Genomic DNA, 25,838 nt, shown 5'->3' on the forward strand with positions numbered 1-25,838 from the left:
AGGTCCTCGCACGGACCGAAGAGGGGCCCGCCCCCAGCCGCTGACGCGGCCGGGGGCGGGCCCCTCTTCGTACGGTGTGACGGTCAGTGCACCGGTTCGGGCTCCGGCTCGGGCTCCCGGTCCGACTTCGGGTCGGTCTTCGCCGACGCCTCGTCGTTCCGCTTGGCGAACCGCGGGTTGGCCTTGATCAGCGGGAGCGTCAGGACGCCGATGAAGATCGGGCCGATCATGTAGCGCCAGAGCGGCGCCGGGTTGGCCGCGAGGACGGTCAGCTGGAGGCCCAGCGTCACCGCCAGCAGCGCCGGCACGCCGGCCAGCTTCGTGCGGCGGCGGAACAGCAGCACGATCGCGTAGGTGGCGTAGCACCAGATCGCGCCGCGGAACAGCAGCCACTGCAGCTGCGGGACCTTGCTCGCACGCCACGAGAAGTCGGCCAGGGTGTGGAGCGACTCGTTCAGCGGGCGGATCTTGAGGATCGGCCGGTACTCGCTGTGCTTGATGTCGTCGTTCCACTTGAGGTAGCTGAACAGCGTCTTCGACGTCTGCGGGTCGCTGAGCAGCGTGTTCGCCCGGAGCTCCTTGGGCCCGGGGAAGACCGCCCACGCGATGTGCGCGCGGCACACCCGGGCACCGACGACGAGGTCCGGCGTCCGGTTCAGCACCCGGCGCCACAGGGCCATCAGCTCGTCGTTGCGCTCGGCCGCGAGCGGCCGGTTCATCGGAGGCGACTCCATCGCCCAGTCGGCGTTGTAGCAGTTGCCGGCCCGTCCGCCCCAGTGGGACAGCGGCGCGATGTCCTTCATCAGGGCCTTGTCCTGCTTGGTGAAGAAGCCCGGGCGCTGCTTGTACGCCACCGCGATGTCCGCGTAGAAGAACGCGTAGACCGCGTCCTTCGGCGGCGTCTTCACACCCGCGGCCGGATAGATCACCGCGGTGAGCAGCATGAAGACCGCAACCGGCACGGCCGTCGCCGCCAGCAGCCACCGCCGCATCTTCGGCAGCGAGAGCAGCAGCACGGGGGCGGCGACGACGGCGACGAGCATGCCGTTGTTGCGGAAGACCGCCAGGGACAGGAAGCCCAGGAAGAGCAGCCCCATGTCGCGGTAGAACACCCGGTCGCGCTCGGCCTGCCGGCCCCGCGCCCGGCGGGCGGCGAGCCGGCCCGCCGCTCCGAAGGCCAGGATGCCGCCGATGACGAACGGCACGTCCTTCCACACGAAGATGATGAAGACGGCCGTCGGCGGCGCCACGGCGAGGACCACCGCGACGAGCGCAGCCCAGCGGCCCCGGACACCCCACTCCCGAAGGGTGCCGGCGCAGTAGGCGAGCACCGCCGACATGGCGATGGTCTGAGCCAGCGTCAGGACCGCCAGGTCACCCGTCGTGTTGAGCGACAGCCACACCAGGGCGTCGTACGCCACCGAGTGGTTCGACTCCCAGTGCCCCGTGGTGACGTGCCACACGTAGGTGATCGAGTCGTAGCTCAGGGCGCCGGGGTAGAACGCGGCCCACCACAGCAGGAACAGCACCTGGGTGGTCGCGTAGACCGCCAGCGGCAGTCGGCGACGCTCCGGGACTTTCGCCCACTGCTCGCTGAGGTAGGGGATGCGCGGGAGATTCAACTCGGCTCCGCTGGCTGGTCGAGGACGGACGAAGGATCAGTCGAACAGACTAGCCGGTTCAGACGGTCTCTCGGTCACGCGGGCGAGGCGGCGTCGCCGGCTCCTCATCCGGACGGGGCACCACCGGGCGGTCGCCGATCGGCAGCACCGCCGGCACGTTGTCCTGACCCAGGAACACCTTGCGCACCACGCGCTCCGCGGCGTGACCGTCGTCGAACTCGCAGAACCGCTTGCGGAACTCGGCGCGGGCCCGGTCGGACTCCTCGCTCTTCCAGCGGCCGGAGGCGAACGCCTCGGTAAGCTCCTCCTCCGTCTGCAGCGTCAGACCGGGGGAGTCGACGGTGATGTCGAAGTAGCTGCCGCGGGTGGCGCGGTACACGTCCCAGTCGTTCGCGTAGATCACGATCGGGCGGTCGAGGTTCGCGTAGTCGAACATCACCGACGAGTAGTCCGTCAGCAGGCAGTCGGACGCGAGGTACAGCTCCTCCACGGAGGGGTACGCGCTGACGTCGACGAGACGGGCGCTGCCGCTCGTGCCGCCCGCGAGCAGGCTCCCCTGCGCGTAGAAGTAGTGCGCCCGGACGAGCACGGTCCACTCCTCGCCCAGCGCCTCCGCGAACCGGTCCAGGTCCAGCATCTGCTGGGGACCCTCGTGGTAGTCGCGGTGCGTCGGCGTGTACAGGACCGCCTTGGTGCCCTCGGCGAGGCCGACCTTGCGGCGGGCCGTGGCCACGTCCTGCGCGGTGGCGTTCACGAGGACGTCGTTGCGCGGGTAGCCGTAGCCGAGCGGCTCGTAGTACGACGGGTACGCGCGGTCCCAGATCGCGGTGGAGAAGCTGTTGGACGTCAGGCTGTAGTCCCAGCGGTCCACACGGTCCATCAGGCGCTGCAGGTTCATCCCGCGGCGGCCGACCGGGTACTCCGCCAGGTCGACGCCCATCCGCTTCAGCGGCGTGCCGTGGTGGGTCTGCAGGTGGACCTGGCCCGGACGCTTGACCACGTTCGGCGCGAAGTTGACGTTGTTGACGAAGTACTTGCCGCGGGCCATCGCCTTCCAGAACCCGAGCGAGCCCGGGTGGACGGTGACGGTGCCCTTCGGCGGGAGGGCGTCGGCGCCGTCCTTGATGATCCACACGGCACGCATGCCGGGAGCGAGCTCCCGCATCTTCTCGTCGATCGCCGCCGGGTTGCAGGCGTAGCGGGCGCCCCAGTACGCGGAGAAGACCGCGACGTCCTTCTGGACGGGCAGCATCCGCTGGGCGCGGTAGTACGCCGACAGGACGCGCTTGCGGAGCTTCTTCTTCAGGCGGGCGCCCAGCGACTTCTGCTTGCGCAGCGCGTGGACGGTCTTGCGGGCCTTGGAGCGGTGCTTGCTCGGGACCAGCGCGCCCTTGGGCTTGATCTCCGTCTGCCCCTGCGGACGGTGGGCCTTGTCGGCCACCTGCCAGCGCTCGCGGAACTCGGCGCGGGAGTCGTCGGGCAGCCGGCCGGGGGAGGACTCGACCGCGCGGAAGTGGTTGACCATCCGCTCGTACATCGTCCCGCGCCACTCGTCGAACTGCGGGTTCTCGGCGAGGAAGGCGAAGACCAGGTCGTACTGGTCGAACACGTCGAAGTGCTTGCGGCTGGTGGAGTGCAGGATGCTGCCCTGGCGCCGCTGGCGGTAGTAGACGCAGACCCGGTCGAGGACGGAGATCGACTCCGCCGCGATCATCACCGGGTAGGTCCAGGGGGTGTCCTCGTAGTAGCCCGTCGGGTACTGGAAGCCCCACTGCTCGATGAAGTCGCGGCGGTACGCCTTGTTCCACGCGACCTGGAGCAGCATCAGCAGGTCGGGCTGCTCCTTCAGCGAGAAGGAGCCGTGCTGCGCTGCCTTGGCCAGCACGTGCGCCAGGCTGTTGGGCGCGATGCGGCCGTCCCAGTGCGTACGGGAGTAGTCGAAGACCACCAGGTCCGGGCGCGAGGTCTCCTCGATGCGCGCGGCGATCGCGGCGAGCGAGCCGGGCAGCATCGTGTCGTCACTGTCCAGGAACAGCAGGTACGTGCCCTTGGCGCGGGCCATGCCGGCGTTCCGCGCACGGCCGAGACCGACGTTCTGCTCCAGGTGTATCGGGACGACGCGGGCATCGGCCTTCGCGTAGTCGTCGATGATCTCGCCGCATCCGTCCGGCGAGCAGTCGTTCACCACGAGGAGCTCGTAGTCCTGGAAAGACTGCTCCAGCACGGAGTCCAGGCAGTCCCGCAGGAACGCCTCCACCTTGAAGGTGGGAACGATGATGCTGAACAGGGGAGCTTCGGAAGCGGAGGATTGCGTCTGTGTCATCTCAATACCGTGGAATCTGACGTGGGAGACAGGGGCTTGGCTGTCTGATCAGCGCTGACTCGTGGACAAGGCGTAACCGAGAAGAGTGCGTATGGTCCCCGACCGGCGCCGGCGAAGCGCTCCGGGAACCATGCTCAGCGCGTGCAGTCTCATGGAGAGGTGGCGTCGTGCCGCCCGGGCGGCCTTGGGCCAGCCGTGGCGGTCGAGCTGGTCGGCGACGTCGAGGAAGAAGCGGCGGGCCTCGCCGAAGCGGGCGCCGGACACGGCTTCCCCGGAGGAGAGGCTGGCGGAGTGCCTGCGGTACTGGAACGCCGTCGTCGGCTCGACGACGAGCTTCTCGCCCCGCCGGACGATCTCGATGATCAGCGCGAGGTCCTGGATGACCGACAGGTCCTCCCGGAAGCTGATCTCCTTGACGATGTCCGCGCGCCAGCAGATCGAGGGGAAGTACAGCCAGTTGCCGCTGAGCAGGTTCGCGGCGAGCGGCTCGCCGGACAGCACCTGACGGCTGGTGGCCTTGGGCGCGTACAGCCGCCGCTTGACCTCGTCGATGAGGGTGGTCGACGGCGCGCCGTTCTCGTCGATGACCTGGACGCCGGGCTGGTAGATCGCCGCGTCGGGGACGGCGGCCACCGCCTTGCGGATGGTCGCCACGTAGTCCGGGAGCAGGATGTCGTCGCTGCCCAGCATGGTGAAGTGCGAGGACTCCACCAGGTCCACGCACTTGCGGAAGTTCTTGGTGATGCCGAGGTTCTGCTCGTTGCGCAGGTAGCGGACGCGGCTGTCGCCGAGGGAGGCGAACCACTCGGGGACACCCTCCTCCTTGCCGTCGTCGACGACGGTCAGCCGCCAGTCCTTGTCGGTCTGGTCGAGCACGCTGCGTACGGCGGCCTGGAGCAGCCCGGTGTCGCCGTAGTGCGGCAGCATGATGTCGAGGGTGTCCACCGCCGTCACTTGCCCTTCCCCTTGGGGCCGAGCGCCGAGCGCCGGCTGAGGGCGAGCAGCAGGATCATGCCGATGCGGCCGAGGTAGAGCGTCGCCTTCCAGGGCGACTGGCTCGGGGTGCCGGTGGCACGGGGGCGCATCGCGACGGGCACCTGCTCGATGCGGTAGCCGGCCCGGACCACGGCGATCGTGGACTCCACGGTGTCGCCCAGGTACTCGACCGGGTACCAGTGCGCGAAGACGTCGATCAGGTCGCGGTTGGAGGCGCGGAAGCCCGAGGTGACGTCGGTGAGCTTGGTCTTCGCCATCCGGGAGAGCCAGAAGGCGAGCACCAGCATCGCCCACTTGCGCGGGCCGCGGGTCTCGTAGTCCCCGGTGCCGGCGAAGCGCGCGCCCATCACCAGGTCGGCGCCGGCGTCCAGGCGCTCGAGCAGCTGGGGCACGTTGCGCGGGTCGTGCTGACCGTCCGCGTCGACCTGGATGGCCACGTCGTAGCCGCGGTCGTGCGCGTAGCGGTAGCCGGCGCGCATCGCGCCGCCCACGCCGAGGTTGTAAGGGAGCTTCATCACGGTCGCGCCGGCGCCGCGGGCCACGACGGCGGTGTCGTCGGCCGAGCCGTCGTCCACGACGAGGACGTCGACGCCGGGGAGGGTCGTGTGGACCTCCTTGACGACGTCGGCGACGCCCTCGGCCTCGTTCCACGCCGGCATGATGATCAATACGCGCTTGCCGTCGATCACTTGTGGCCCCCCTGGCCGGCCGCGTCGGCCTTCTCCCCGGACGGCGCGTGCTTCGCGGCCTGCGCCCGCAGTTCCTGTACGTCGATGCGGAGCAGAGCCACTTCCTCCGAAAGGGTGCGGCCCTCCTCTTCGAGGTGACCCACCTCCCAGCTCAGCTGGAGGCAGACGATGAAGAGGAACGCGACGCTCAGGAAGAGGATGAGGCTGACGCCCGAGGCGACCCCCACCGCGCGGGCGATGGAGTCGAGACCCGTCGGGAAGAAGCCGAGCGGGATGATCACCAGTCCGGTGAGCACCCAGAGGAACGCGTACTTCTCCTTGAGCTTGCGGCGGCGCAACAGCTCGATGATGCACGCGACGAGAAAGACTCCGGTGACCGAAGTCAGCATCCACAACTTCACGCCAGGCTCCGGTGTATCGGACGACTCATGGAAAGGGCCTGTCTACTCTTCCAGGGTGGGCGGCTGGCGAAGAAGCCGCCGGATTGCAGTCCACTGTCCGCCGCGATGGTCACGGAGAGTGAGGGAATGGTGATCATTCCTATGAGTGCACCGAACGGTAGCCTACACGAGAGCGTAGAACGAGAGTCATGCTGGTGACCACCGCCAGCGACCCCACCGCGTAGGCGATCTCGACCCTCGTCCGCAGCTCCAGCGGACTGAGAGTAATCGCACCGAGGACGACCGTTCCCACGACCCACGCCAGCAGTTGCTGCCGTGCGGCACCACTCGTGAGGAGCGCCTGGCCGAGCACCATCGCCAGCATGTAGAACGTCGTGCCGAGCGACAGCCAGGCGAAGTCGACCGGCCCCAGCACGTCCGGGGCGCCGAACAGCATCGGCAGCAGCACCGGCCCCAGCGCGACCGCGCCGATGCCGAAGGCCGCGCCGAGACCCAGCGTGATCGCCGAGGCGCGCAGCAGCATCCGGCGGTAGCCGCGGGTGTCACCCTCCGCCTGCGCCGTCGACAGACCGGCGAGCAGCGACGCCTGGAAGGCGCCGAAGGCGAACAGCGGCACCCGGGCCAGGACCAGCGCCGAGAGCAGCGCGGCCACCAGGGCGTTGTCGTCCGTCGCGATCAACTTGGTGCTGATCACCGCGATGTTGACGAGCACCTGCGCCAGCAGCGTCGAACCGACCAGCAGCCCGAGGTGCTCGATCAGCTCCCGCCACCGCGCCGTCGAACCCGCACGTGCCCCGCGGAACACGGACGGCAGCGTGACGAGCACCGAGATCACCGGGGCCACCGTCATCACCATGGCGAAGGCGAAGACGGAGGTCACCCCGGCCATCGCCATGGCCGCGGACAGCCCGATCCGGAGCAGACCGTCGAGACCGAGCTGCAGCCCGTACGCCTCGAAACGGCCGAGTCCGGCGAGCATGCCCCGCGTCACATGGGCGCAGGCCAGCGCCGCGAAGGCGCCGCCGAGCGCGAGGACCAGGCTGCGGTCCCCGTGGAAGAACAGGTCGGCGAGCTGCCCGGCGAACAGCCCGAGCGGCACGAGCACGGCCGCGAGCAGCGCGAAGGCGAGCGCCGCGCCGCGCCGCAGCACGGGCAGCGCCCCGTCGCCGGCGACCACCCGGGCGGCGACCACCCGGGTGATCTCCTGCTCGACCGGGAAGAACAGACCCAGTCCTATGGAGGCCACGACGGTCCACAGGACCGAGAAGCTCGCCATGTCGTCGACGGAGAGCGAGTGGCCCGCCGCCGCGAGATGGACGTAGTTGGCCCCGCCGAGCACCGCGGTGCCGACACCGACGAAAGCGGTGCCTCGCGGCAGGGCGGTGGTGATGCGGTCGAGCAGACTCACTGGGAAGGCCGTCCGCCCTCGGTCATGAAACGGAGCGCCTCGGTGAGCTGGTCACGCCAGTGCGGCTGCACGGCGATGCCCGCCTCGGCCCAGCGCTCGTGCGCCAGGACGCTGTACGAGGGACGCCGGGCCGGCCGGACGAACTTCTCCGACGTGGTCGGACGCACCCGCTCCGGGTCGAGACCCGAGAGCTCGAACGCCGCCCGCGCGAGATCGAACCAGGTCGCCGTCTCGCTCGCGGTCCCGTGGTAGACGCCGGCCGGGGCCGTACCCGCCACCGCCGCCTCGCCGAGGTCCCGCAGCTGGCGGGCGAGCGCCCGGGTCCAGGTCGGCTGACCGCGCTGGTCGTCGACCACGTCGAGGGTCTCGCGCTGCTCGGCCAGGCCCAGCATCGTGGAGACGAAGTTGCGGCCGTGGGCGCCGTACAGCCAGGCCGTCCGCACCACGTAGCCGCGCTCGGGCAGCAGCTCGGCGACGGCGAGCTCGCCGACCAGCTTGCTGCGGCCGTAGGCGTTCACCGGAGCGGTCGGGGCGTCGTGCGGGTACGGCCGGTCGGCGTCCCCGGGGAAGACGTAGTCCGTGGAGACCTGCAGCAGCACCGCGCCCTGCTCGGCGCAGGCCTGCGCGAGGACCCGTACGGCGTCGCCGTTCACCCGGGTCGCCGCTGCCTCCTCGGCCTCCGCGCCGTCGACGTCGGTCCAGGCCGCCGCGTTGACCACGACGTCCTGTCCGGCGACCGCGGCCCGGACGGCCTCCAGGTCGGTGATGTCCAGGTCCTTGCGGGTGAGCGCGGTGACGGCGTGCGCCCCGCCCTCCCGGAGGACCTCGTGCAGGTCACGGCCGAGCATGCCGCCCGCGCCGGTGATCAGCCAGCGGCTCATGCGGAGAGCGCCGCCTTCGCCTTGAGCGGCTCCCACCACGAGCGGTTGTCGCGGTACCAGTCCACGGTCGTGGCGAGACCCTGCTCGAAGGTGACGAGCGGGGTGTAGCCCAGCTCCTCCTGGATCTTGGCGATCGACAGGGAGTAGCGCAGGTCGTGGCCCTTGCGGTCGGCCACGTGCTCGACCATGTCCCAGCCGGCGCCGCAGGCGTCGAGGAGCATGCCGGTCAGTTCCTTGTTGGTCACCTCGGTGCCGCCGCCGATGTGGTAGACCTCACCGGCGCGGCCGCCGCGCAGCGCCATCTCGATGCCACGGCAGTGGTCCGAGACGTGCAGCCAGTCGCGGATGTTCAGGCCCTCGCCGTACAGCGGCACCTTCTTCCCGTCCAGCAGGTTCGTCACGAACAGCGGGATCATCTTCTCGGGGAAGTGGTACTGCCCGTAGTTGTTGGAGCAGCGCGTCACGACGACGTCCATGCCGTGCGTGCGGTGGTACGACAGCGCCAGCAGGTCGGAGCCCGCCTTGGAGGCCGAGTACGGGGAGTTCGGGGCCAGCGGCCAGTCCTCGGTCCAGGAGCCCTCGGAGATGGAGCCGTACACCTCGTCCGTGGAGACGTGCACGAAGCGGCCCACGCCGTGGCGCTTCGCGGCGTCCAGCAGCACCTGCGTACCCAGCACGTTCGTGGTCACGAACGGCGACGCGTCCATGATCGAACGGTCCACGTGGGACTCGGCCGCGAAGTGCACGACCGCGTCCTGGCCGCGCATGACGTCGTCGACGACCGCGGCGTCGCGGATGTCGCCGTGGACGAACGTGTAGCCCGCCTTGTCGGCCACCGGCGCGAGGTTCGCCTCGTTGCCCGAGTAGGTCAGGTTGTCCAGGACCGTGACATGGGCACCCTCGCCCGAAGGCAGCTCCCCGGAGAGGAGAGCGCGCACGAATTGAGAACCGATGAAGCCGGCGCCGCCGGTGACGAGAATCTTCATAAGGGACGCCATTCTATGGGCTCCCCGATGGGCGCCGTTCAGTGGCGGGTGTCACCGGCATCGTGGCGGCCGGTCCCCGGCGGCTGTCGTAGGCTGCGGGACCATGCGTGGAATTTTGCTTGCCGGTGGTACCGGCTCCCGGCTCTGGCCGATCACCCGAGCCGTGTCGAAGCAGCTGATGCCGGTCTTCGACAAGCCGATGATCTACTACCCGCTGTCGACGCTCGTGATGGCCGGCCTGCGGGACATCCTGGTCATCACCGGGCCCGAGGAGCGCCCGCAGTTCGAGCGGCTGCTCGGCGACGGTTCGGACTGGGGCCTGAACATCGAGTTCGCCACCCAGGACCGCCCCGCCGGCATCGCCGAGGCCTTCGTGATCGGCGAGGAGTTCATCGGCGACGAGCCCGTCGCCCTCATCCTCGGCGACAACATCTTCCACGGCGTCGGCCTCGGCCGGCAGCTGGCCACGTTCCAGCAGCCCGAGGGCGGTGTGGTCTTCGCCCACGCCGTGTCCGACCCCACCGCCTACGGCGTGGTCGACTTCGACGAGGAGGGCCGCGCCCGCTCCATCGAGGAGAAGCCGGCGAACCCCAAGTCCCGCTACGCCGTCCCCGGTCTGTACTTCTACGACAGCCGTGTCGTCGAGGTCGCCAAGGGCCTCAAGCCCAGCGACCGCGGCGAGCTGGAGATCACGGACGTCAACAAGTACTACCTCGACCGCGGTGAGCTGCAGGTCTCCGTCCTCGACCGCGGCACCGTCTGGCTCGACACCGGCACCTTCCAGTCCCTGGTCCAGGCGTCCGAGTACGTCCGGGTCGTCGAGGAGCGCCAGGGCATGAAGATCGGCTGCCTCGAGGAGGCCGCCTGGCGTGCCGGGTTCATCGACGACGCGCAGCTGCGCGCCCTCGCCGAGCCGCTGACCAAGAGCGGCTACGGCGACTATCTGCTGAACCTTCTCGCTTACGAGGCGTAGTCGCTTTCGTCGTTTTCGTATTCGTGGCGTCACCGCACTGATATCGCACCGATATAAGGACTTCGCAATGAAGGTCAATCCCCTCGGTATCGAGGGCGCCTGGGAATTCGTTCCGCAGCAGCACGGGGACGCCCGCGGCCTCTTCCTCGAGTGGTACAAGGCGGACAGGCTCGCCGAGGTCGTCGGCCACCCGCTCGGTCTCAAGCAGGCCAACATGTCGGTCTCCGCGGCCGGTGTCCTGCGCGGCATCCACTTCGCCGACGTCCCGCCGGGGCAGGCGAAGTACGTGACCTGCGTCCGCGGCGCCGTGCTCGACGTGATCGTCGACGTGCGGGTCGGCTCGCCGACCTTCGGCCGGTGGGAGGCCGTGCGCCTCGACGACACCCAGCGCAACGCGGTCTACCTCTCCGAGGGTCTCGGTCACGGCTTCTGCGCCCTGACGGACGACGCGACGGTCACCTACCTCTGCTCCGAGGGCTACGCCCCCGAGCGCGAGCGGACCGTGCACCCGCTGGACCCCGAGATCGGCATCGCCTGGCCGGTCACCGGTGAGCCCGAGCTGTCCGCCAAGGACGCGCAGGGCCCGACGCTGGCCCAGGCCCGCGAGGCCGGCATCCTGCCGCGCTACGAGGACTGCCTGGCGTTCCGCGCCTCGCTCGGCACGGTCTGAGGCCGAGCGGACCCGTCCGGCGGCCACGGCCGTACGCCGACGGCCCCGCCACCCCTCCCGGGGCGGCGGGGCCGTCCGCGTACCGGGGGACGCGGCACGGGAGGGCCGGGGGTGCGAGGCGCGGGGCGCCGAGGTCCGGGGGCGTGCGGCCCCGATCGACGGGCGCCGGGGCGGGGCGCCGCGCAACGGGTCGCCTGCCGGAGCGCCGGGCGCCGGGCCGCCGGGGCCGACGCACCGGTTAGGCTGCCCGGATGACGTGGCTCATCACCGGCGGTGCCGGATACATCGGTTCCCATGTCGTCAAGTCCATGACCGAGGCCGGTGAGCGGGTGGTCGTCGTGGACGACCTCAGCGGCGGCGACGCGGCCCGTGTCCCCGCGGGCGTCCCGCTGGAACGCGGCACGGTCCTCGACCGGGCGTTCCTCGACCGCGTGCTGCGCGAGCACGCCGTGCGGGGCATCGTCCACCTCGCCGCCAAGAAGGCCGTCGGCGAGTCCGTCGAGCGCCCGCTCTTCTACTACCACGAGAACGTGACGGGCCTTCAGATCCTGCTGCAGGCCGCCGCCGACGCGGACGTCCGCCGCTTCGTCTTCTCCTCCTCGGCCTCCGTCTACGGCATGCCCGACGTCGAACTCGTCACCGAGGAGACGCCCTGCTCGCCGCTCAGCCCCTACGGCGAGACGAAGCTGACCGGTGAGTGGCTGGTGCGCGCCGCCGGCCGCGCGCACGGCATCTCCACGGCCTGCCTGCGGTACTTCAACGTCGCGGGCACGGCCACGCCCGAGCTCGCCGACACCGGTGTCTTCAACCTGCTGCCGATGGTCTTCGAGCGGCTGGACGCCGGACTGCCGCCGCGGATCTTCGGCGACGACTACGCGACCGCCGACGGCACCTGCATCCGCGACTACGTCCACGTCGCCGACCTCGCCGACGCGCACCTGGTCGTGGCCCGCCGCCTCGACGCGTACGCGGAGGCCGGCGAGACCCGCGACCTCACGCTCAACGTGGGCCGCGGCGAGGGCGTCTCGGTCCGGGAGATCATCGATCTCGTCGGCGAGGTCACCGGCCTCGACGTCACCCCCGAGATCGTCGCCCGCAGGGCCGGCGACCCCGCCAAGGTGGTCGCCTCGGCCGAGCGGATCTCCGCCGAACTCGGCTGGAAGGCCGAGTACGACGTCCGCGACATGATCACTTCCGCGTGGCGGGCGAAGCACGGCGCCGGCCCGGACGGCGCGCGCGAGGACGCCTGAACGGCGCCCGACCGACGCCCGGGACGGCACCGGACCGGGCCCGCCGGCCCGTTCCGGCACGGCCCGGGACGCCGTCCACCCAGCGAAATGCGCGGGCGGCCCGCGTCGCCGCTCGCGTAGATTGCCTGGCAGCCGCGGCGGGGCGTGCGCGGCTGCCAGGGGACATCCGAGTGAGGACGACGCAGGTGACAGTGGCAAGGCAGTACGTGACGGAAGCCCGACGGATCGTCGTCAAGGTCGGTTCGTCCTCACTGACCACCGCCTCCGGAGGCCTCGACGCCGACCGCGTCGACGCCCTCGTCGACGTCCTCGCCAAGGTCCGCAGCGGCGGCGAGAAGGAGATCGTGCTGGTCTCCTCCGGCGCCATCGCCGCCGGCCTCGCCCCTCTGGGCCTCGCCCGCCGCCCCAAGGACCTGGCCCGCCAGCAGGCCGCGGCCAGCGTCGGGCAGGGTCTGCTCGTCGCCCGCTACACCGCCTCCTTCGCGCGCTACGGCGTCCGGGTCGGCCAGGTGCTCCTCACCACCGACGACACCAGCCGCCGCGCCCACTACCGCAACGCGTACCGGACCCTGGACCAGCTCCTCACCATGGGGGCCCTGCCGATCGTCAACGAGAACGACACCGTCGCCACCGACGAGATCCGCTTCGGCGACAACGACCGCCTCGCCGCCCTCGTCGCCCACCTCGTCCGCGCCGACCTGCTCGTGCTGCTCTCGGACGTCGACGGTCTCTACGACGGCGACCCGGCCAAGCCCGGCACGTCACGGATCGCCGAGGTCGCCGGCCCCGCCGACATCGCCCACGTCGAGATCGGCTCGGCCGGCAAGGCGGGCGTCGGCACGGGAGGCATGGTCACCAAGGTCGAGGCCGCCCGGATCGCCGCAGCCGCCGGCATCCCCGTCGTCCTCACCTCGGCCAGCCGCGCCGCCGACGCCCTCGCGGGCCGCGACACCGGCACCTGCTTCCACCGCACCGGCCGCCGCTCCGCGGACCGGCTCCTCTGGCTCGCCCACGCGTCCACCCCGCAGGGCTCCCTGACCCTGGACGACGGCGCCGTGCGCGCCGTCGTCGACGGCAAGAAGTCCCTGCTCGCGGCCGGGATCGCCGCCGTCGAGGGCGAGTTCGTCGCGGGCGACCCGGTCGAGCTGCGGGACACCGAGGGCCGCGCCGTCGCCCGCGGGCTCGTCAACTTCGACGCCAAGGAGGTCCCCCGGATGCTCGGCCGCTCCACCCGCGAACTCGCCAAGGAGCTCGGACCGGAGTACGAACGCGAGGTCGTCCACCGCGACGACCTGGTGGTCCTCCCCTCCTGACCGAGTGGTGATCCACGGTCGATTCCGTGGTGATCCGTCTCCGATTCCGTGGTGATCCGGGGTGGAAACGGCCGAAAGACCGGCCATCCGACAGAGACCTTCACCAAAACCGCCCCATGCACCGCCTCGGGCTGGTCAACTTTGTCTCGGGGACAAGACAGGGCGGGGTACAGCACCACACGCATCACAACAGGAGGCCGCCGGTGAGACGAGCGCGCCCAGGGGCACCGCCCCGCGGGGCTGCCGAACGCGCCCTGACCAGTGTCGAGGCCGGAGCCGACTTCGACGCCGGGCAGGCGACCGAGACACGTGAGGCACGCGGCGAGGAGCGGGTGGTGTCCAAGCTCTGGCACATCACCCTCAGCGTCTCGGGGGCGGAAGCCCCGCTGAAGGAGGTCCGGCGCGGCCTCGAGCAGCTGGCCCACGACCATCCCTTCCTGCTGACCAGCCGCTACGCCAACGATCACGCCGAGATCCGGTACTGGGAAGAGGCCCGCGACCTGCACGACGCCGCCGCCGTCGCGCTGAGGCTGTGGGGCGAGCACCGGCAGAGCGCCAAGCTGCCGCCCTGGGAGATCGTCGGCCTCGAGGTCATCGACCGCGAGACCTACCACCTGCGGATCGCCGAGGGCTACGGACCGCCGCCGGCAGCCCCGGTGGGTGTCCACCCCTACTGAGCCGGGCCCCCACGGCTACTGAGCCGGGCCGCCACGGCCGGGACCTGCTCCGTCCACGGAGATGTCTCGGAGTACGGGATACGTGAGGGATGTCCGCAGGGCTGCCAGTACCCTGCGGACATGACCTCGCTCACGCCCCTCGACAACCTCTCCCCGGTCGCCCAGGCCGCTTACCGGGCCCGCGCCGCCGCCGCCGAAATCGCGCCACTTCCGCGCGCGGCCAAGGACGACGCCCTGCTGGCGATCGCCGACGCCCTCGAGGTCCGTGCCGCCGAGATCGTCGAGGCCAACGCCGAGGACGTCGCCCGCGCCCGCGAGGCCGGCACCAGCGAGTCCATCATCGACCGGCTCACCCTCACCCCGGAGCGGGTGCGGGCCATCGCCGCGGACGTCCGCGACGTCGCGGCCCTGCCCGACCCGGTCGGTGAGGTCGTCCGCGGCTCCACCCTGCCCAACGGCATCGACCTCCGCCAGGTCCGCGTCCCGCTCGGCGTCGTCGGCATCATCTACGAGGCCCGCCCGAACGTGACCGTCGACGCGGCGGCCCTGTGCCTGAAGTCCGGCAACGCCGTCCTGCTGCGCGGCTCCTCCTCCGCCTACTCCTCCAACACCGCCCTGGTGAAGGTCCTGCGCGACGCGATCGGCGGCGCCGGCCTGCCCGCCGCCGCCATCCAGCTCGTGCCCGGCGAGTCCCGCGAGTCCGTCCGCGAGCTGATGCGGGCCCGCGGCCTGGTCGACGTCCTGATCCCGCGCGGCGGCGCCTCCCTGATCCGCACGGTCGTCGAGGAGTCCACCGTCCCGGTCATCGAGACCGGCACCGGCAACTGCCACGTCTACGTCGACGCCCAGACCGACCTCGACATGGCCGTCGACATCCTGATCAACTCCAAGGCCCAGCGCCCCAGCGTCTGCAACGCCGCCGAGACCCTCCTGGTCCACCAGGACGTCGCCGCGGCCTTCCTGCCGCGGGCCCTCGACGCCCTCGCCGACGCCGGCGTCACCGTCCACGCGGACGAGCGCGTCCTCGCCCACGCCGAGGGTTCCAAGGCCACCGTCGTCCCCGCGACCGCCGAGGACTGGGAGACCGAGTACCTCTCCTACGACATCGCCGCCGCCGTGGTCGACTCGCTCGACAAGGCCGTCGAGCACATCCGGCTCTGGTCCTCCGGGCACACCGAGGCCATCGTCACCACCTCGCAGGCCGCGGCCCGCCGCTTCACCCAGCTGGTCGACTCGACCACCGTCGCCGTCAACGCGTCCACCCGATTCACCGACGGCGGTCAGTTCGGATTCGGCGCCGAGATCGGCATCTCGACGCAGAAGCTCCATGCCCGCGGCCCGATGGGCCTGCCGGAGCTGACCTCGACGAAGTACATCGTGACCGGCGACGGTCACACGCGGTAAGCCCCGATTCCCCCGTTCGGCGTCGCCCGTGCGACGCCCACGGGGGACCGGACGGGTGGGGATGCTTGCCACTCTCCCTGCCCAAACCCACCTCTCCGGTCTACTCTGACAAACGTGCCGGACGACGTGGGGGGCAAGCCGTTCCAGGACGGCTGGGAGCCCGACGACGACCGCGGGGGCGCGGACGACGACTTCGCCACCGTGGTCTTCGACGAGGACTTCGTACGAGCCGCCGAGGTGCACGAGCCCACCGCGGTGGAGCGGCTGCTGGCCGCCGCGCAGGCCCGTGCCGAGGCCGAGGCCGCCCGGGCCAGGGCCGGCCGGGGATCCGCCGAGGACGACCTCTACGAGGACGGCCACGACCCCTCCGGCGCCTTCGGGAGCCGCTACGGCGACGAAGACGACCCGTACGGCGAATCCGGGCCCTACGGCCGCCACGGCGGCGCCCTGCGCCCCTACCGGCCCTCCGCCCGCTGGCACCGCCCCGTCGCCTGGGTCCTCGCGCTCGTCATGGGCGTCGGCATGGTCGCCCTCGCCTTCTCGGCGGTCTACCGGGGCGCCTCGGCCAACCGCCAGGACCGGATCCCCGCTCCCGCGACCAGCGGCATCGACAAGCCGCGCGCCGAGCCTCCCGCGGGCGCCGCCCCCTCCGCCTCGGGGGCACCGGTCCCGGCGGTTCCCCGCACCCCCTGAGCCCCCGGTGCGGCGCCCGGCCCGGTGACCGGTCCGACCGTGTGAATTATTCGGAAGTTGTCGTGTACCTCGGCGTTTACCGGGGCTTTATCGGACCTACTCTGAAGGTATGGCAGGGCGTGGCGACCCGCCTGAGGGGAACTCCGAAGGAGTCTCCGGCGGTGGTGAGGACGAGTACCGATCCGTCGTCTTCGACGAGTCGTTCGTCCGTGCTGCCCGGCTCCAGGAATTCTCCGCACAGGAGCGGATGGGCGAACACGCCCAGGCCGTGCGCGACCGCCCCGGCTGGGAGTCCAGAGGCGGTGGCTCCCGGCAGGCCGTGATGCTGGTCCTCCTGATCCTCCTCGCCTTCGGAACCGCCATCTATCTCGGCGTCCGCAACCCGTACCAGCCGCCCGCCGACCGCCGGGCCGAGACGACGCGTACCACCCTGATCCGCCTGGCCCCCCAGGGCCGGGTACCCGGCGGCGAGCCCGCCCAGCTCTTCGCGCACAGCCCGGCCGCCGAGTACCGCACCGGTGCCTCCGGCATCAACCTCCCGTCCGTGGGACGCACCACCCACTTCTCCGAAGGTCAGGTGGTCACCGCGCTGTCCATCGCCAAGGACTACCTGGTCGCGTCGTCCCTGGAGCCCGACGTGCTGTTTGGACAGACCGTCCGCCCGGCCCGGCTGCTGATCGACCCCGACCATCTGGAGCAGTTCGACCGGAGTGTCGAGTCGCCGCTGGACGACGGCCGGCACGCGGTCGCCGGCTGGCTCGTCCGCTTCGACCCGGCCAAGGTGGTCCTCGCGGACCCGGCGCCACGGGTCCAGGGCACCCTCCACTTCGCGGAGACGGACACGGACACCCTGGACGTCACGGCGGACCACACCTTCACCTACGCCCTGCGCCCCGCTTCCTCGGGCGCCGGCCCCACGGCCCAGGCCTCGCTCTTCACCGTGCACCGTCAGATGCACTTCCGCTTCGACCGGGAGGACCTGCGGATGCATCGTGCCGAACTGCTGACCAGCACCGTCCAGGCGGGCCCGCAGGCGTGCGGTGCCGACACCTCCGGAGCCCTCCGGCCGATGCTGGCCGGCGAGCTGACCTCCGAGACGGGCGGTCCGGCGGTCACCGACCCGTACGCCTCGGGCCGGGACGCCGTCTCACCGCTCTGCGGAACCCTGGCCCCGCACGCGCAACCCGCTCTCTGACCCCGAGCCCCGACCGCCGCCAGGCGCCCTCGCCGGAGCCGTGAGGCTCCCGGACCGGCGGCGCCGCCCACCCGCTCGGGCCGTGCGCGCCGCGATCGCCGGCACCACGTCGCCCGGGCCGTCAGGGCCAGCCCCGCCGGCACCCCGCCCGGCTCGCGCCGAGGGTGGGGGAGGCCCGCACCGCCGGTGCTCGGCCCGTCCCTCCGGGGGCAGGCTCAGCCCTCGGCCCTGCCCGCCTCACCCTTGCCCGCGTCCCCGTCCTGGCCCCCGGCGTCGGCGCTGCTTCCGCCGGAGCCGCCGCCGAAGCGGCTGCGCAGCTTGCCGCCCAGGTCGCCCGCGAGGTCGCCCGCGCCGCCGGCTATGTCGCCGACCAGCTTCATCAGCGGATCCTTGCTCGTGCGCACCGACTCGGCGTAGTGCCCGGCCGACTCCCGGAAGGAGTCGGTCACCGAGGCGTCCTTGTCCTCCGTGCGGCGCGGGTAGTGGCCGTCCATGATCCGCTGGTAGTCGCGGCTCTCGGACCACTTCTTCAGCTCGGCCGCCCGGACCGTGGTGAAGGGGTGCGTCCGGGGCAGCACGTTGAGGATCTTCAGGACGGAGTCGCGCAGGTCCCCGCCCTTCTCGTACTCGTCCGCCTGCGCGAGGAACGCGTCCACGTTCATCTCGTGCAGGTGGTTGCCGCCGGCTATCTTCATCAGCCCCCGCATCGACGCCTGGATGTCCTGGCCGGCCAGCAGCCCGGCCCGGTCGGCGGACAGCTCCGACTTGCGGAACCACTCCCGCAGCGCCGTCACGATCGCGAGGATCGCGACATTGCCCAGCGGGATCCAGGCGATCTTCACCGCGAGGCTGGTGAGGAACAGCAGGATGGTGCGGTACACCGCGTGGCCGGAGAGGGCGTGGCCGACCTCGTGGCCGACGACCGCCCGCATCTCCTCCTCGTCGAGCAGCTCCACCAGCCCGGTGGTCACCACGATGATCGGCTCGTCCAGGCCGATGCACATGGCGTTCGGCTTCGGGTCCTGCGTGACGTACATCGGCGGGACCTTCTCCAGGTCCAGGATGTAACAGGCGTCCCTCAGCATGTCGTTGAGGTGCGAGAACTGGGCGTCGCTCACCCGAACGGAGTCGGAGAGGAAGAGCAGCCGCAGGCTGCGCTCGGGAAGCAGTCCGCTCAGCGCCTTGAAGACGGTGTCGAAGCCGCTCAGCTTGCGCAGCGCGACCAGCGCGGAGCGGTCCGCGGGGTGTTCGTAGGCCCGCGAGGAGATGCCGGCGAACCGCCTGCGCTGCCTGCTCGGCACGTTCTCCTGATGGTTCTCGGTCATGGGTGCCCCCTGTTCGTACGAGACCTGCTCGTCCCCCTGCCGAATCCCAGACTAGGTGCTGGGGCTACGGTGTGCGGGAGCCTGTGGATAACTCCGGGCAAGTGGACGACCGAGGAGCACAACCGACATGCCGGACGCCGCCGTACTGCTCTCCGCCGCCACCGAACAGCAGGGGACGGGCGACACGCTCCGGATCGTCCTGCTCGTCTCGATCGTCGGTGCGGTGCTGCTCGCCTGGTTCCTGCTGCGCGGCTACCGCAACAACGAGGACGACAACGCCAACGACTGAGTCGGCGTGAGCGTGCCCGGACCGCCCGCATACGATGTCCGCGAAGTCTCCGCTCCCATCCCCGATCGATAGGTCCTGTTGAAGATGAGCCTCCACAGCACCGCCGCCAACCTGGTCACGCTCGCCGAGGGCGCCGAGCACGGTGGCAACCACGAAAGCCTCAGCCCCTACCTCACCGGTTTCGGCGCCTTCGGCGCGCTGCTCCTGCTGCTGTGGATCACCACCCGCTTCAACCGCGACCGCTGAGCCGTCGACCTCGGATCCGGGGCTCCGCCGCCGTGCCAGTAGGCTCTGCACGCATGGGAGAGCAGGAAGTGCCTACTGGCAGCCGCGGCAAGCGCCGACTCGGGGTGATGGGCGGGACGTTCGACCCGATCCATCACGGACACCTGGTGGCCGCCAGCGAGGTGGCCGCCCTGTTCCACCTCGACGAGGTGGTGTTCGTGCCGACCGGGCAGCCGTGGCAGAAGAGCCACAAGGCGGTGTCGGCCGCCGAGGACCGCTACCTGATGACGGTCATCGCCACGGCGTCAAACCCGCAGTTCTCGGTCAGCCGTATCGACATCGACCGGGGCGGGCCGACGTACACCATCGACACGCTGCGGGATCTGAGCTCTCTCAACAGCGACTCGGACCTGTTCTTCATCACGGGGGCCGACGCGCTGTCCCAGATCCTCACCTGGCGGGACGCCGAGGAGCTCTTCTCGCTCGCCCACTTCATCGGCGTCACCCGCCCGGGCCACGACCTCACGGACGACGGCCTGCCCAAGGGCGGGGTCTCGCTGGTCGAGATCCCGGCACTCGCGATCTCCTCCACCGACTGCCGGTTGAGAGTCGCGCAGGACGATCCCGTCTGGTATCTGGTCCCGGACGGCGTGGTGCGCTACATCGACAAGCGCCAGTTGTACCGCGGCGAGTGAGCGGAGAGGGCCACCGGTGAACGACCGACAGAACCCGTACGACCCGTACTACCCGCAGCCGCAGATCGTCGGCTACGACGAGTACGGGCAGCCGGTGTACCAGCAGGTCCCGCAGCAGGCCCAGCCACCGCAGCAGCACTACGACCCGTACGCCCAGCAGCAGGGCTACGGGTACGACGCCTACGGCCGGCCGGTCCAGCAGCCGCAGCCGCAGCAGCAGCCCCACCAGCCCCAGCAGCAGCCGTACGACCCCTACGGGCAGGCGCAGCAGCAGCACGCGCAGCAGCCCCGGCAGGACTACGGCCACACCGGGTACGACACCGGGCAGCAGTACGACACCGGGCAGCAGTGGGCCGTGCAGGCCGAGGCTCCGGCCGCACCGCCCCAGACCCCGCGTCCGGCCGCACCGGTCGCCGCACCCGCCGGGGTGCCGGGCCAGCGCCCCGCGCCCGAGCAGGACGGCGACGGGCGCGACTACCGCACCGAGCAGTTCTCCTTCATCGAGGAGCCCGACGAGGACTCCGAAGACGTCATCGACTGGCTGAAGTTCACCGAGAGCCGCTCGGAGCGGCGCGAGGAGGCCAGGCGCAAGGGCCGCAACCGGGTCGTCGCCCTGGTCGTCGTCCTCGCGCTGGTCGTCGTCGGCGGCGTCGGCTACCTGTGGTCCGAGGGCAAGCTCCCCGGCATGTCCGGCGAGGAGCAGAAGCAGAACACCGCGACCGGCCCGCAGAAGCGCGACACGATCGTCGTCCACCTGCACGACACGAAGGGCGGCGGCACCTCCACCGCCCTCCTGGTGGACAACGCCACCACCAAGCAGGGCACCACCGTCCTGCTGCCGAACGCCCTCTCGGTCGCCGACGACGAGGGCTCCGCCACCACCCTCGGCAAGTCCGTCGAGGACGACGGCTCCAGTGGCACGCGCGAGGCGATCGGCAACCTCCTCGGCGCCAGGATCACCGGCACGTGGCGGCTCGACACCCCGTACCTGGAGAACCTGGTCGAGCTGGTCAGCAACATCGACATCACCACCGACGCCGAGGTGCCCGCCGCCAAGAAGGGCGAGGAGCCGCTCGTCCCCAAGGGCGAGAACCAGACGCTCAACGGTCGCGCCGCCGTCGCCTACGCCACCTACCGGGCGCCCGGCGAGGCCGACGCCAAGCAGCTCCAGCGCTTCGGCCAGGTCCTCTACGGCGTGCTGCGGAAGATGTCGGACGACCCGAAGGCGGCCACGGTCACCATCGAGACGCTCGCCCAGATCCTCGACCCCTCGCTCCCGGAGAAGGACCTCGGCGCCTCGCTGGCCAAGCTGGCCGAGCACGCCAAGGGCGGCGACTACAAGACGGCGCTGCTGCCGGTCGCCCAGGACGGCTCGCTGGCCGACGGGACCGGCGACAGCGTGGTGAAGGACATCCTGGGCGGCAAGGTCAGCGCGCCCGAGCAGGGCGCCGCGCCCCGGGTCTCGCTGCGCAACGCCACCGGCAAGGAGGACGCGACCGAGGCGGCCCGCATCGTGCTGATCAACGGAGGCTTCTCCTTCGTCGGCGCCGCGAAGGCGGGGACCGAGGCGAGGTCGCAGGTCGTGTACGGCGACGACGCCCGCAAGGCGACCGCCGCCGAGGTGGCCAAGACCCTGGGCCTGCCGGCCGGTGCCGTGAAGAAGGGCAAGGCCGCCGGAAGCGCCGACGTGACCGTGGTGCTGGGCGAGGACTACAAGATCCCGAAGCGGCCCTCGTAGCGTCCGGACGGACGACGCGAGGGGCGCCCGGGTAATGGTTTGCGGGGCGGTCGGCGGTACGTGAGACCCTTGGGGTGACTCAGACCGCCGACGAAAGCCTGCTTGTGACCGCTACGGATCGCTCCATCGAGCTCGTCAACGCCGCCGCCCAGGCGGCGGCCGACCGGCTCGCGCACGACATCATCGCGTACGACGTCAGTGATGTGCTGTCGATCACCGACGCCTTCCTGCTCGCCTCCGCGCCCAACGACCGCCAGGTCAAGTCGATCGTCGACGAGATCGAGGAGCGCCTGAACAAGGAGCTCGGCGCCAAGCCGGTGCGCCGCGAGGGCGACCGCGACGCCCGCTGGATCCTCCTGGATTACGTCGACATCGTCGTCCACGTCCAGCACAGCGAGGAGCGCGTCTTCTACGCCCTGGAGCGGCTCTGGAAGGACTGCCCCGAGCTCCCGCTGCCCGAGGACGCCCTGAAGACCCGCGGCAAGGCCGAGGAGCACGCCCGCCTCACCGGTGCCGACGGAGCGGACGGTGAGCTGAGCTGAACGGCACCAAGGGCGGCACGGGCCGCCGGATCGTCCTGTGGCGGCACGGCCAGACCTCCTGGAACCTGGAGCGCCGCTTCCAGGGCTCCACGGACATCGAGCTGACCGAGACCGGCGTGGCCCAGGCCCGCAGGTCCGCCCGGCTGCTGGCCTCGCTGAAGCCGGACGCGATCATCGCCTCGGACCTGCAGCGCGCGGCCGCCACCGCCGGGGAGCTCGCCTCCCTCACCGGCCACACCGTCGCGTACGACTCCGCCCTGCGCGAGACGTACGCGGGGGAGTGGCAGGGGCTGACCCACGAAGAGATCGTGACACGCCACGGGGAGCAGTACGCCGCCTGGAAGCGGGGTGAGCCCGTGCGCCGGGGCGGCGGGGAGCTGGAGACCGAGGTCGCCGACCGTGCCGCTCCGGTGGTCCTGGAGCACGCGGACAAGCTGCCGGAGGGCGGCACGCTCGTCGTGGTGAGCCACGGCGGCACGATCCGCACCACCATCGGCCGGCTGCTGGGTCTGGAGGCCCATCACTGGGAGGGCCTGGGTGGCCTCTCCAACTGCTGCTGGTCCGTCCTCGGCGAGGGCGCCCGTGGCTGGCGGCTCCTGGAGCACAACGCCGGCACGCTGCCCGAACCGGTGCTCGGCGACGACGACTGAGCCCCGCCCACCCCGGATTTCACTTTCCGGCAGGTCACAGGCTAGAGTTCTTCTTGTTCGCAGCGCGGAGCGCGAAGAACACGAGGGGCTATAGCTCAGTTGGTAGAGCGCCTGCATGGCATGCAGGAGGTCAGGAGTTCAATTCTCCTTAGCTCCACAGTCACCGAATCCCGTCCCCATCAGGGGGCGGGATTCGTCGTTTCCCCACGTCCCCGGCCGTTCCCTCCTTCGCGGCCCGCAGGATCTCGATCGCGTGGCGGCTCTCCTCGTCGTTCGGGGTGTACGTGACGATGCGGCACTCCGGCATCCCGTTGATCGACAGGGAGACCGACGTCATCCTGACCTCGCCCACGAGGTCGTGGCGGAAGGTCTTCACCCGGGTCCCGGGCGGGACGACGTCGCCGCTGCGCCAGAGCCGGGCGAAGTCCGGACTGGCCTCCGAGAGCAGCCGGACGAACGTCTCCCAGGCCGGCTCGCCGACGTGACGGCCGTAGGCCCCGCGCATCTGGGCCACCATCACGGGGAGTTCGACCCGTTTGTCGACCACCGGGCAGGCCGGCTCGGGGATGGTGAAGAGCGTCCACAGCACGTTGCGGACGCCGAGGGGGTTGCCCAGCGGGTCGCGGCCGTCCGGCAGGAACAGCGCGTCGTACGTGGAGTTGGTCGCCAGTACGTCGTACCGGCTGTTGTAGACGACCGCGGGGTGCGGGACCAGGGCGTCGAGGATGCCCTGGATCTCGGGGCTGACGACCTCGACGTCCTCGGGGGAGCGGTCGGGGGCGTACGGCACCTCGGCCAGGTGGTAGAGGTGTTCGCGCTCGGGCCGGTCCAGCCGGAGCGTACGGGCCACCGCGTCGAGCACCTGCGCCGAGGCGTTGATCGGGCGGCCCTGCTCCAGCCAGGTGTACCAGGTGACGCCGACGCCGGAGAGCTGGGCGACCTCCTCACGGCGCAGGCCGGGCGTGCGGCGGCGGAGCCCCGGCGGCATGCCGACGTCCTCGGGGGTCACACGGGCCCTGCGGCTGCGCAGGAAGGCCGCGAGTTCGGGCCTGCGGTGATGCCGTGCCGGTGCTGTCAAAGTCGTCACACCCCCATGGTCGAGTCCCCGTGCCGCCGTTGCCAGGTGCTGCCAGTACCAGCATCAGCGGGCTCTCGTTACCCGTATCGCGGTGCCTTCAGGCTTCTCGGCATGACGACGACCACGACACGTCCCGTACTCAGTAAAGACGGTGGCACCGACAGACGACCCGGGCTGCTGCTCGGTGTGGTGCTCGCCGCCCAGTTCATGGCCCTGCTCGACGTCTTCATCGTCAACGTCGCCGCGCCCACGATCCGCGGCGAACTCTCCGCCTCCGGAGCCGGACTCCAGCTCGTCATCGCCGGATACACCATCTCCTACGCGGTGTTGCTCATCACCGGGGCGCGTCTCGGCGCCCTGCTCGGCCACCGCAGGACGTACCTCGGCGGGCTCGCCCTCTTCACCGCCGCCTCGCTCGCCTGCGGACTGGCCGCGGGAACCGGCCAGTTGATCGGCTTCCGGCTCGTCCAGGGCGCGGCGGCGGCCCTGATGATCCCGCAGGTGCTCAGCCTCATCCAGCGGAACTTCACCGGCGAGGGCCGGGTGCGCGCCCTCGGCGCCTACGCCGCGGTCCTGGCCACCGGCGCCGCGGCCGGGCAGGTGCTCGGCGGCATCCTGGTCAGCGCCGACCTGTTCGGCACGAGCTGGCGGCCGGTCTTCCTGGTCAACGTGCCCATCGGGCTGGTGCTGCTGGTCCTGGGCGCCAGGGTGCTGCCCCGCGACACCCACGCCGCCGCCGGGCGCCCGCGCGCCCGCTCCCTCGACCTGCCCGGGCTGCTCCTGCTCGCCGCCGCCGTGACGCTGCTCACGGTCCCGCTGGTCCTCGGTCAGGAGCAGGACTGGCCGCTGTGGTCCTGGCTCTCCCTCGGGGCCTCCGGGGCCGTCCTCGCGGTCTTCCTCGGCCACGAGTCGAGGCTGGCCCGGCGCGGCGGCGCCCCGCTCGTCGCCCCGCGCGTCCTCCGCCTGCCCGGCATGGGCCGGGCCGTCGTCCGGATCGCCGCGGCGATGGCGGTCAACGCCGGGTTCCTCTTCACTCTCACCCTGCACCTCCAGGGCGGCCTGGGACACAGCGCGCTGCGGGCCGGTCTCACCTTCGCGCCGGCCGCCGTGGTCTTCGGCGTGGTGGGGCTCACCTGGCGGCGCTGGCCGGCATGGGGGCAGCGCTTCCTGGTCACCGGCGGCTTCCTGCTCGCCGCGGCCGCCGCGCTGGGCCTGGGGGCCTCCCTCGGCGGTGGTGCCGAGGGAGGCTGGGGGCTCCACCTCTCCCTGGGCGCCATGGGCGCCGGGCTCGCGCTGGCGTTCAGCCCGGCCCTGACGGGGGCCCTGGCCGCCGTGGCCCCGGAGGACGCGGCCGACGCCAGCGGTCTGCTCGCCACCGTGACCCAGCTCGGGCAGTTGATCGGCGTCGCGACCTTCGGCACGCTCTTCCTCGGGCGCGTGCATACGCCGGGGGCGCATGCCTCCGCCGACGCGCTCTGGGTGTGCGCCCTCGCGCTGGCCGCGGCTTCGATCTTGGGCGCGTCGACGGCCCTGGTCCGCCGAGCCCGCTGACCCCCTTGCGGGGCCATGGCAGAATCGGGACGGCCGGAGGGGGACGAGGGTCCGGACGGGAGGGAGTGTGCGTTGGCCGCGAGCGGTGCCGAGGATTCCGAGGCCCATGCCGTCGCAGATCCCGTCGAGGACCGTACCGGGGCCGAAGGTGCGCAGGCCCTGCTCGGCTGTCCCGCCTGCGGGTCGGCCCGGATCGCCCACGTGCTCGGCGACGACGGCGGAGAGTCCTTCGTGTGCACGTCCTGCGGCCACAGCTGGAGCTGA

Annotated in this window: 26 protein-coding genes and 1 tRNA gene; 17 read left to right on the forward strand and 10 right to left on the reverse strand. The window is 71.3% G+C overall.

What is annotated here, in order from left to right:
* Positions 1-83: 83 nt before the first annotated feature.
* The 8 genes from ACE1OA_RS22910 to rfbB all read right to left on the reverse strand — a co-directional run bounded on the left by ACE1OA_RS22910 (position 84) and on the right by rfbB (position 9,306).
* Positions 84-1,622, reverse strand: a complete 1,539-nt coding sequence (locus ACE1OA_RS22910) for a DUF6020 family protein (RefSeq protein WP_356598761.1) — start codon at positions 1,620-1,622, stop codon at positions 84-86.
* Between the two features lie 58 nt (positions 1,623-1,680).
* Positions 1,681-3,945, reverse strand: coding sequence for a bifunctional glycosyltransferase/CDP-glycerol:glycerophosphate glycerophosphotransferase (locus ACE1OA_RS22915; RefSeq protein ID WP_432753294.1), 2,265 nt, complete (start codon positions 3,943-3,945; stop codon positions 1,681-1,683).
* 48 nt (positions 3,946-3,993) lie between these two features.
* Complete coding sequence (locus ACE1OA_RS22920; RefSeq protein WP_356598757.1) at positions 3,994-4,899, reverse strand: glycosyltransferase family 2 protein; 906 nt, start codon at positions 4,897-4,899, stop codon at positions 3,994-3,996.
* A complete protein-coding gene (locus ACE1OA_RS22925) occupies positions 4,896-5,630 on the reverse strand; it encodes a glycosyltransferase family 2 protein (protein WP_356598755.1) in 735 nt (244 codons plus the stop codon). Before ACE1OA_RS22925 ends, ACE1OA_RS22920 begins: the two co-directional genes overlap by 4 nt.
* Entirely contained in the window at positions 5,627-6,019 is a 393-nt protein-coding gene (locus ACE1OA_RS22930) for a DUF2304 domain-containing protein (RefSeq protein ID WP_356598753.1), read from the reverse strand. The genes ACE1OA_RS22925 and ACE1OA_RS22930 overlap by 4 nt, the downstream gene beginning before the upstream one ends.
* A gap of 151 nt (positions 6,020-6,170) precedes the next feature.
* Positions 6,171-7,439, reverse strand: a complete 1,269-nt coding sequence (locus ACE1OA_RS22935; protein WP_356773809.1) for a lipopolysaccharide biosynthesis protein — start codon at positions 7,437-7,439, stop codon at positions 6,171-6,173.
* A complete protein-coding gene (gene rfbD, locus ACE1OA_RS22940) occupies positions 7,436-8,320 on the reverse strand; it encodes a dTDP-4-dehydrorhamnose reductase (protein ID WP_361316800.1) in 885 nt (294 codons plus the stop codon). The genes ACE1OA_RS22935 and rfbD overlap by 4 nt, the downstream gene beginning before the upstream one ends.
* A complete protein-coding gene (gene rfbB / locus ACE1OA_RS22945) occupies positions 8,317-9,306 on the reverse strand; it encodes a dTDP-glucose 4,6-dehydratase (protein WP_147977994.1) in 990 nt (329 codons plus the stop codon). Before rfbB ends, rfbD begins: the two co-directional genes overlap by 4 nt.
* 103 nt (positions 9,307-9,409) lie before the next feature.
* Between rfbB and rfbA the strand changes: the two genes are divergently transcribed.
* The 8 genes from rfbA (at position 9,410) to ACE1OA_RS22985 (ending at position 17,481) form a co-directional block, all read left to right on the forward strand.
* Positions 9,410-10,279, forward strand: coding sequence for a glucose-1-phosphate thymidylyltransferase RfbA (rfbA, locus tag ACE1OA_RS22950; protein ID WP_356598746.1), 870 nt, complete (start codon positions 9,410-9,412; stop codon positions 10,277-10,279).
* 67 nt (positions 10,280-10,346) lie between these two features.
* Complete coding sequence (rfbC, locus tag ACE1OA_RS22955) at positions 10,347-10,949, forward strand: dTDP-4-dehydrorhamnose 3,5-epimerase (protein WP_432753295.1); 603 nt, start codon at positions 10,347-10,349, stop codon at positions 10,947-10,949.
* Between the two features lie 251 nt (positions 10,950-11,200).
* Positions 11,201-12,199, forward strand: coding sequence for a UDP-glucose 4-epimerase GalE (gene galE / locus ACE1OA_RS22960; protein ID WP_432753296.1), 999 nt, complete (start codon positions 11,201-11,203; stop codon positions 12,197-12,199).
* Positions 12,200-12,384: 185 nt separating this feature from the next.
* The gene (proB, locus tag ACE1OA_RS22965; RefSeq protein WP_356598740.1) at positions 12,385-13,512 is read left to right on the forward strand and encodes a glutamate 5-kinase; all 1,128 of its coding nucleotides are present in this window, start codon (positions 12,385-12,387) and stop codon (positions 13,510-13,512) included.
* Between the two features lie 203 nt (positions 13,513-13,715).
* Positions 13,716-14,189 (forward strand): hypothetical protein, encoded by a 474-nt coding sequence (locus tag ACE1OA_RS22970; RefSeq protein WP_147977990.1) that lies wholly within the window; start codon positions 13,716-13,718, stop codon positions 14,187-14,189.
* A gap of 120 nt (positions 14,190-14,309) precedes the next feature.
* Positions 14,310-15,593 carry a glutamate-5-semialdehyde dehydrogenase gene (locus ACE1OA_RS22975; protein ID WP_356598738.1) on the forward strand — a complete coding sequence of 428 codons (1,284 nt, stop codon included), beginning with the start codon at positions 14,310-14,312 and terminating at the stop codon, positions 15,591-15,593.
* Between the two features lie 114 nt (positions 15,594-15,707).
* A complete protein-coding gene (locus ACE1OA_RS22980; protein WP_356598736.1) occupies positions 15,708-16,286 on the forward strand; it encodes a hypothetical protein in 579 nt (192 codons plus the stop codon).
* Between the two features lie 109 nt (positions 16,287-16,395).
* Positions 16,396-17,481 (forward strand): hypothetical protein, encoded by a 1,086-nt coding sequence (locus ACE1OA_RS22985; protein ID WP_384870537.1) that lies wholly within the window; start codon positions 16,396-16,398, stop codon positions 17,479-17,481.
* A 215-nt stretch (positions 17,482-17,696) separates the two neighbouring features.
* Here the strand turns inward: ACE1OA_RS22985 and ACE1OA_RS22990 are convergent, their stop codons facing one another.
* Positions 17,697-18,806, reverse strand: coding sequence for a M48 family metallopeptidase (locus ACE1OA_RS22990; RefSeq protein WP_384870536.1), 1,110 nt, complete (start codon positions 18,804-18,806; stop codon positions 17,697-17,699).
* Positions 18,807-18,933: 127 nt separating this feature from the next.
* On the opposite strand from ACE1OA_RS22990, the gene ACE1OA_RS22995 reads away from it, so the two are divergent.
* From ACE1OA_RS22995 to ACE1OA_RS23025, 7 genes are all read left to right on the forward strand, one after another.
* Positions 18,934-19,095 (forward strand): hypothetical protein, encoded by a 162-nt coding sequence (locus ACE1OA_RS22995; RefSeq protein ID WP_356598730.1) that lies wholly within the window; start codon positions 18,934-18,936, stop codon positions 19,093-19,095.
* A gap of 84 nt (positions 19,096-19,179) precedes the next feature.
* Complete coding sequence (locus tag ACE1OA_RS23000; RefSeq protein ID WP_187282665.1) at positions 19,180-19,341, forward strand: hypothetical protein; 162 nt, start codon at positions 19,180-19,182, stop codon at positions 19,339-19,341.
* Positions 19,342-19,394: 53 nt separating this feature from the next.
* On the forward strand, positions 19,395-20,015 hold the full coding sequence (gene nadD / locus ACE1OA_RS23005) for a nicotinate-nucleotide adenylyltransferase (protein WP_356598728.1): 621 nt from the start codon (positions 19,395-19,397) through the stop codon (positions 20,013-20,015).
* Between the two features lie 16 nt (positions 20,016-20,031).
* Entirely contained in the window at positions 20,032-21,753 is a 1,722-nt protein-coding gene (locus ACE1OA_RS23010; RefSeq protein ID WP_432753297.1) for an LCP family protein, read from the forward strand.
* 104 nt (positions 21,754-21,857) lie between these two features.
* Positions 21,858-22,295, forward strand: a complete 438-nt coding sequence (gene rsfS / locus ACE1OA_RS23015) for a ribosome silencing factor (protein ID WP_147977985.1) — start codon at positions 21,858-21,860, stop codon at positions 22,293-22,295.
* Positions 22,292-22,945, forward strand: a complete 654-nt coding sequence (locus ACE1OA_RS23020; RefSeq protein ID WP_356599171.1) for a histidine phosphatase family protein — start codon at positions 22,292-22,294, stop codon at positions 22,943-22,945. The genes rsfS and ACE1OA_RS23020 overlap by 4 nt, the downstream gene beginning before the upstream one ends.
* 84 nt (positions 22,946-23,029) lie before the next feature.
* Positions 23,030-23,102: transfer RNA gene (locus tag ACE1OA_RS23025), tRNA-Ala, on the forward strand.
* A gap of 3 nt (positions 23,103-23,105) precedes the next feature.
* Here the strand turns inward: ACE1OA_RS23025 and ACE1OA_RS23030 are convergent.
* Complete coding sequence (locus ACE1OA_RS23030; RefSeq protein WP_356773823.1) at positions 23,106-24,032, reverse strand: helix-turn-helix transcriptional regulator; 927 nt, start codon at positions 24,030-24,032, stop codon at positions 23,106-23,108.
* A 102-nt stretch (positions 24,033-24,134) separates the two neighbouring features.
* Between ACE1OA_RS23030 and ACE1OA_RS23035 the strand changes: the two genes are divergently transcribed.
* Both ACE1OA_RS23035 and ACE1OA_RS23040 read left to right on the forward strand, forming a co-directional pair.
* The gene (locus tag ACE1OA_RS23035) at positions 24,135-25,574 is read left to right on the forward strand and encodes an MFS transporter (protein ID WP_356598721.1); all 1,440 of its coding nucleotides are present in this window, start codon (positions 24,135-24,137) and stop codon (positions 25,572-25,574) included.
* Between the two features lie 72 nt (positions 25,575-25,646).
* A complete protein-coding gene (locus ACE1OA_RS23040; RefSeq protein WP_356598719.1) occupies positions 25,647-25,838 on the forward strand; it encodes a hypothetical protein in 192 nt (63 codons plus the stop codon).

Source organism: Streptomyces sp. JL2001, from assembly GCF_050917515.1.
Lineage (GTDB): Bacteria > Actinomycetota > Actinomycetes > Streptomycetales > Streptomycetaceae > Streptomyces.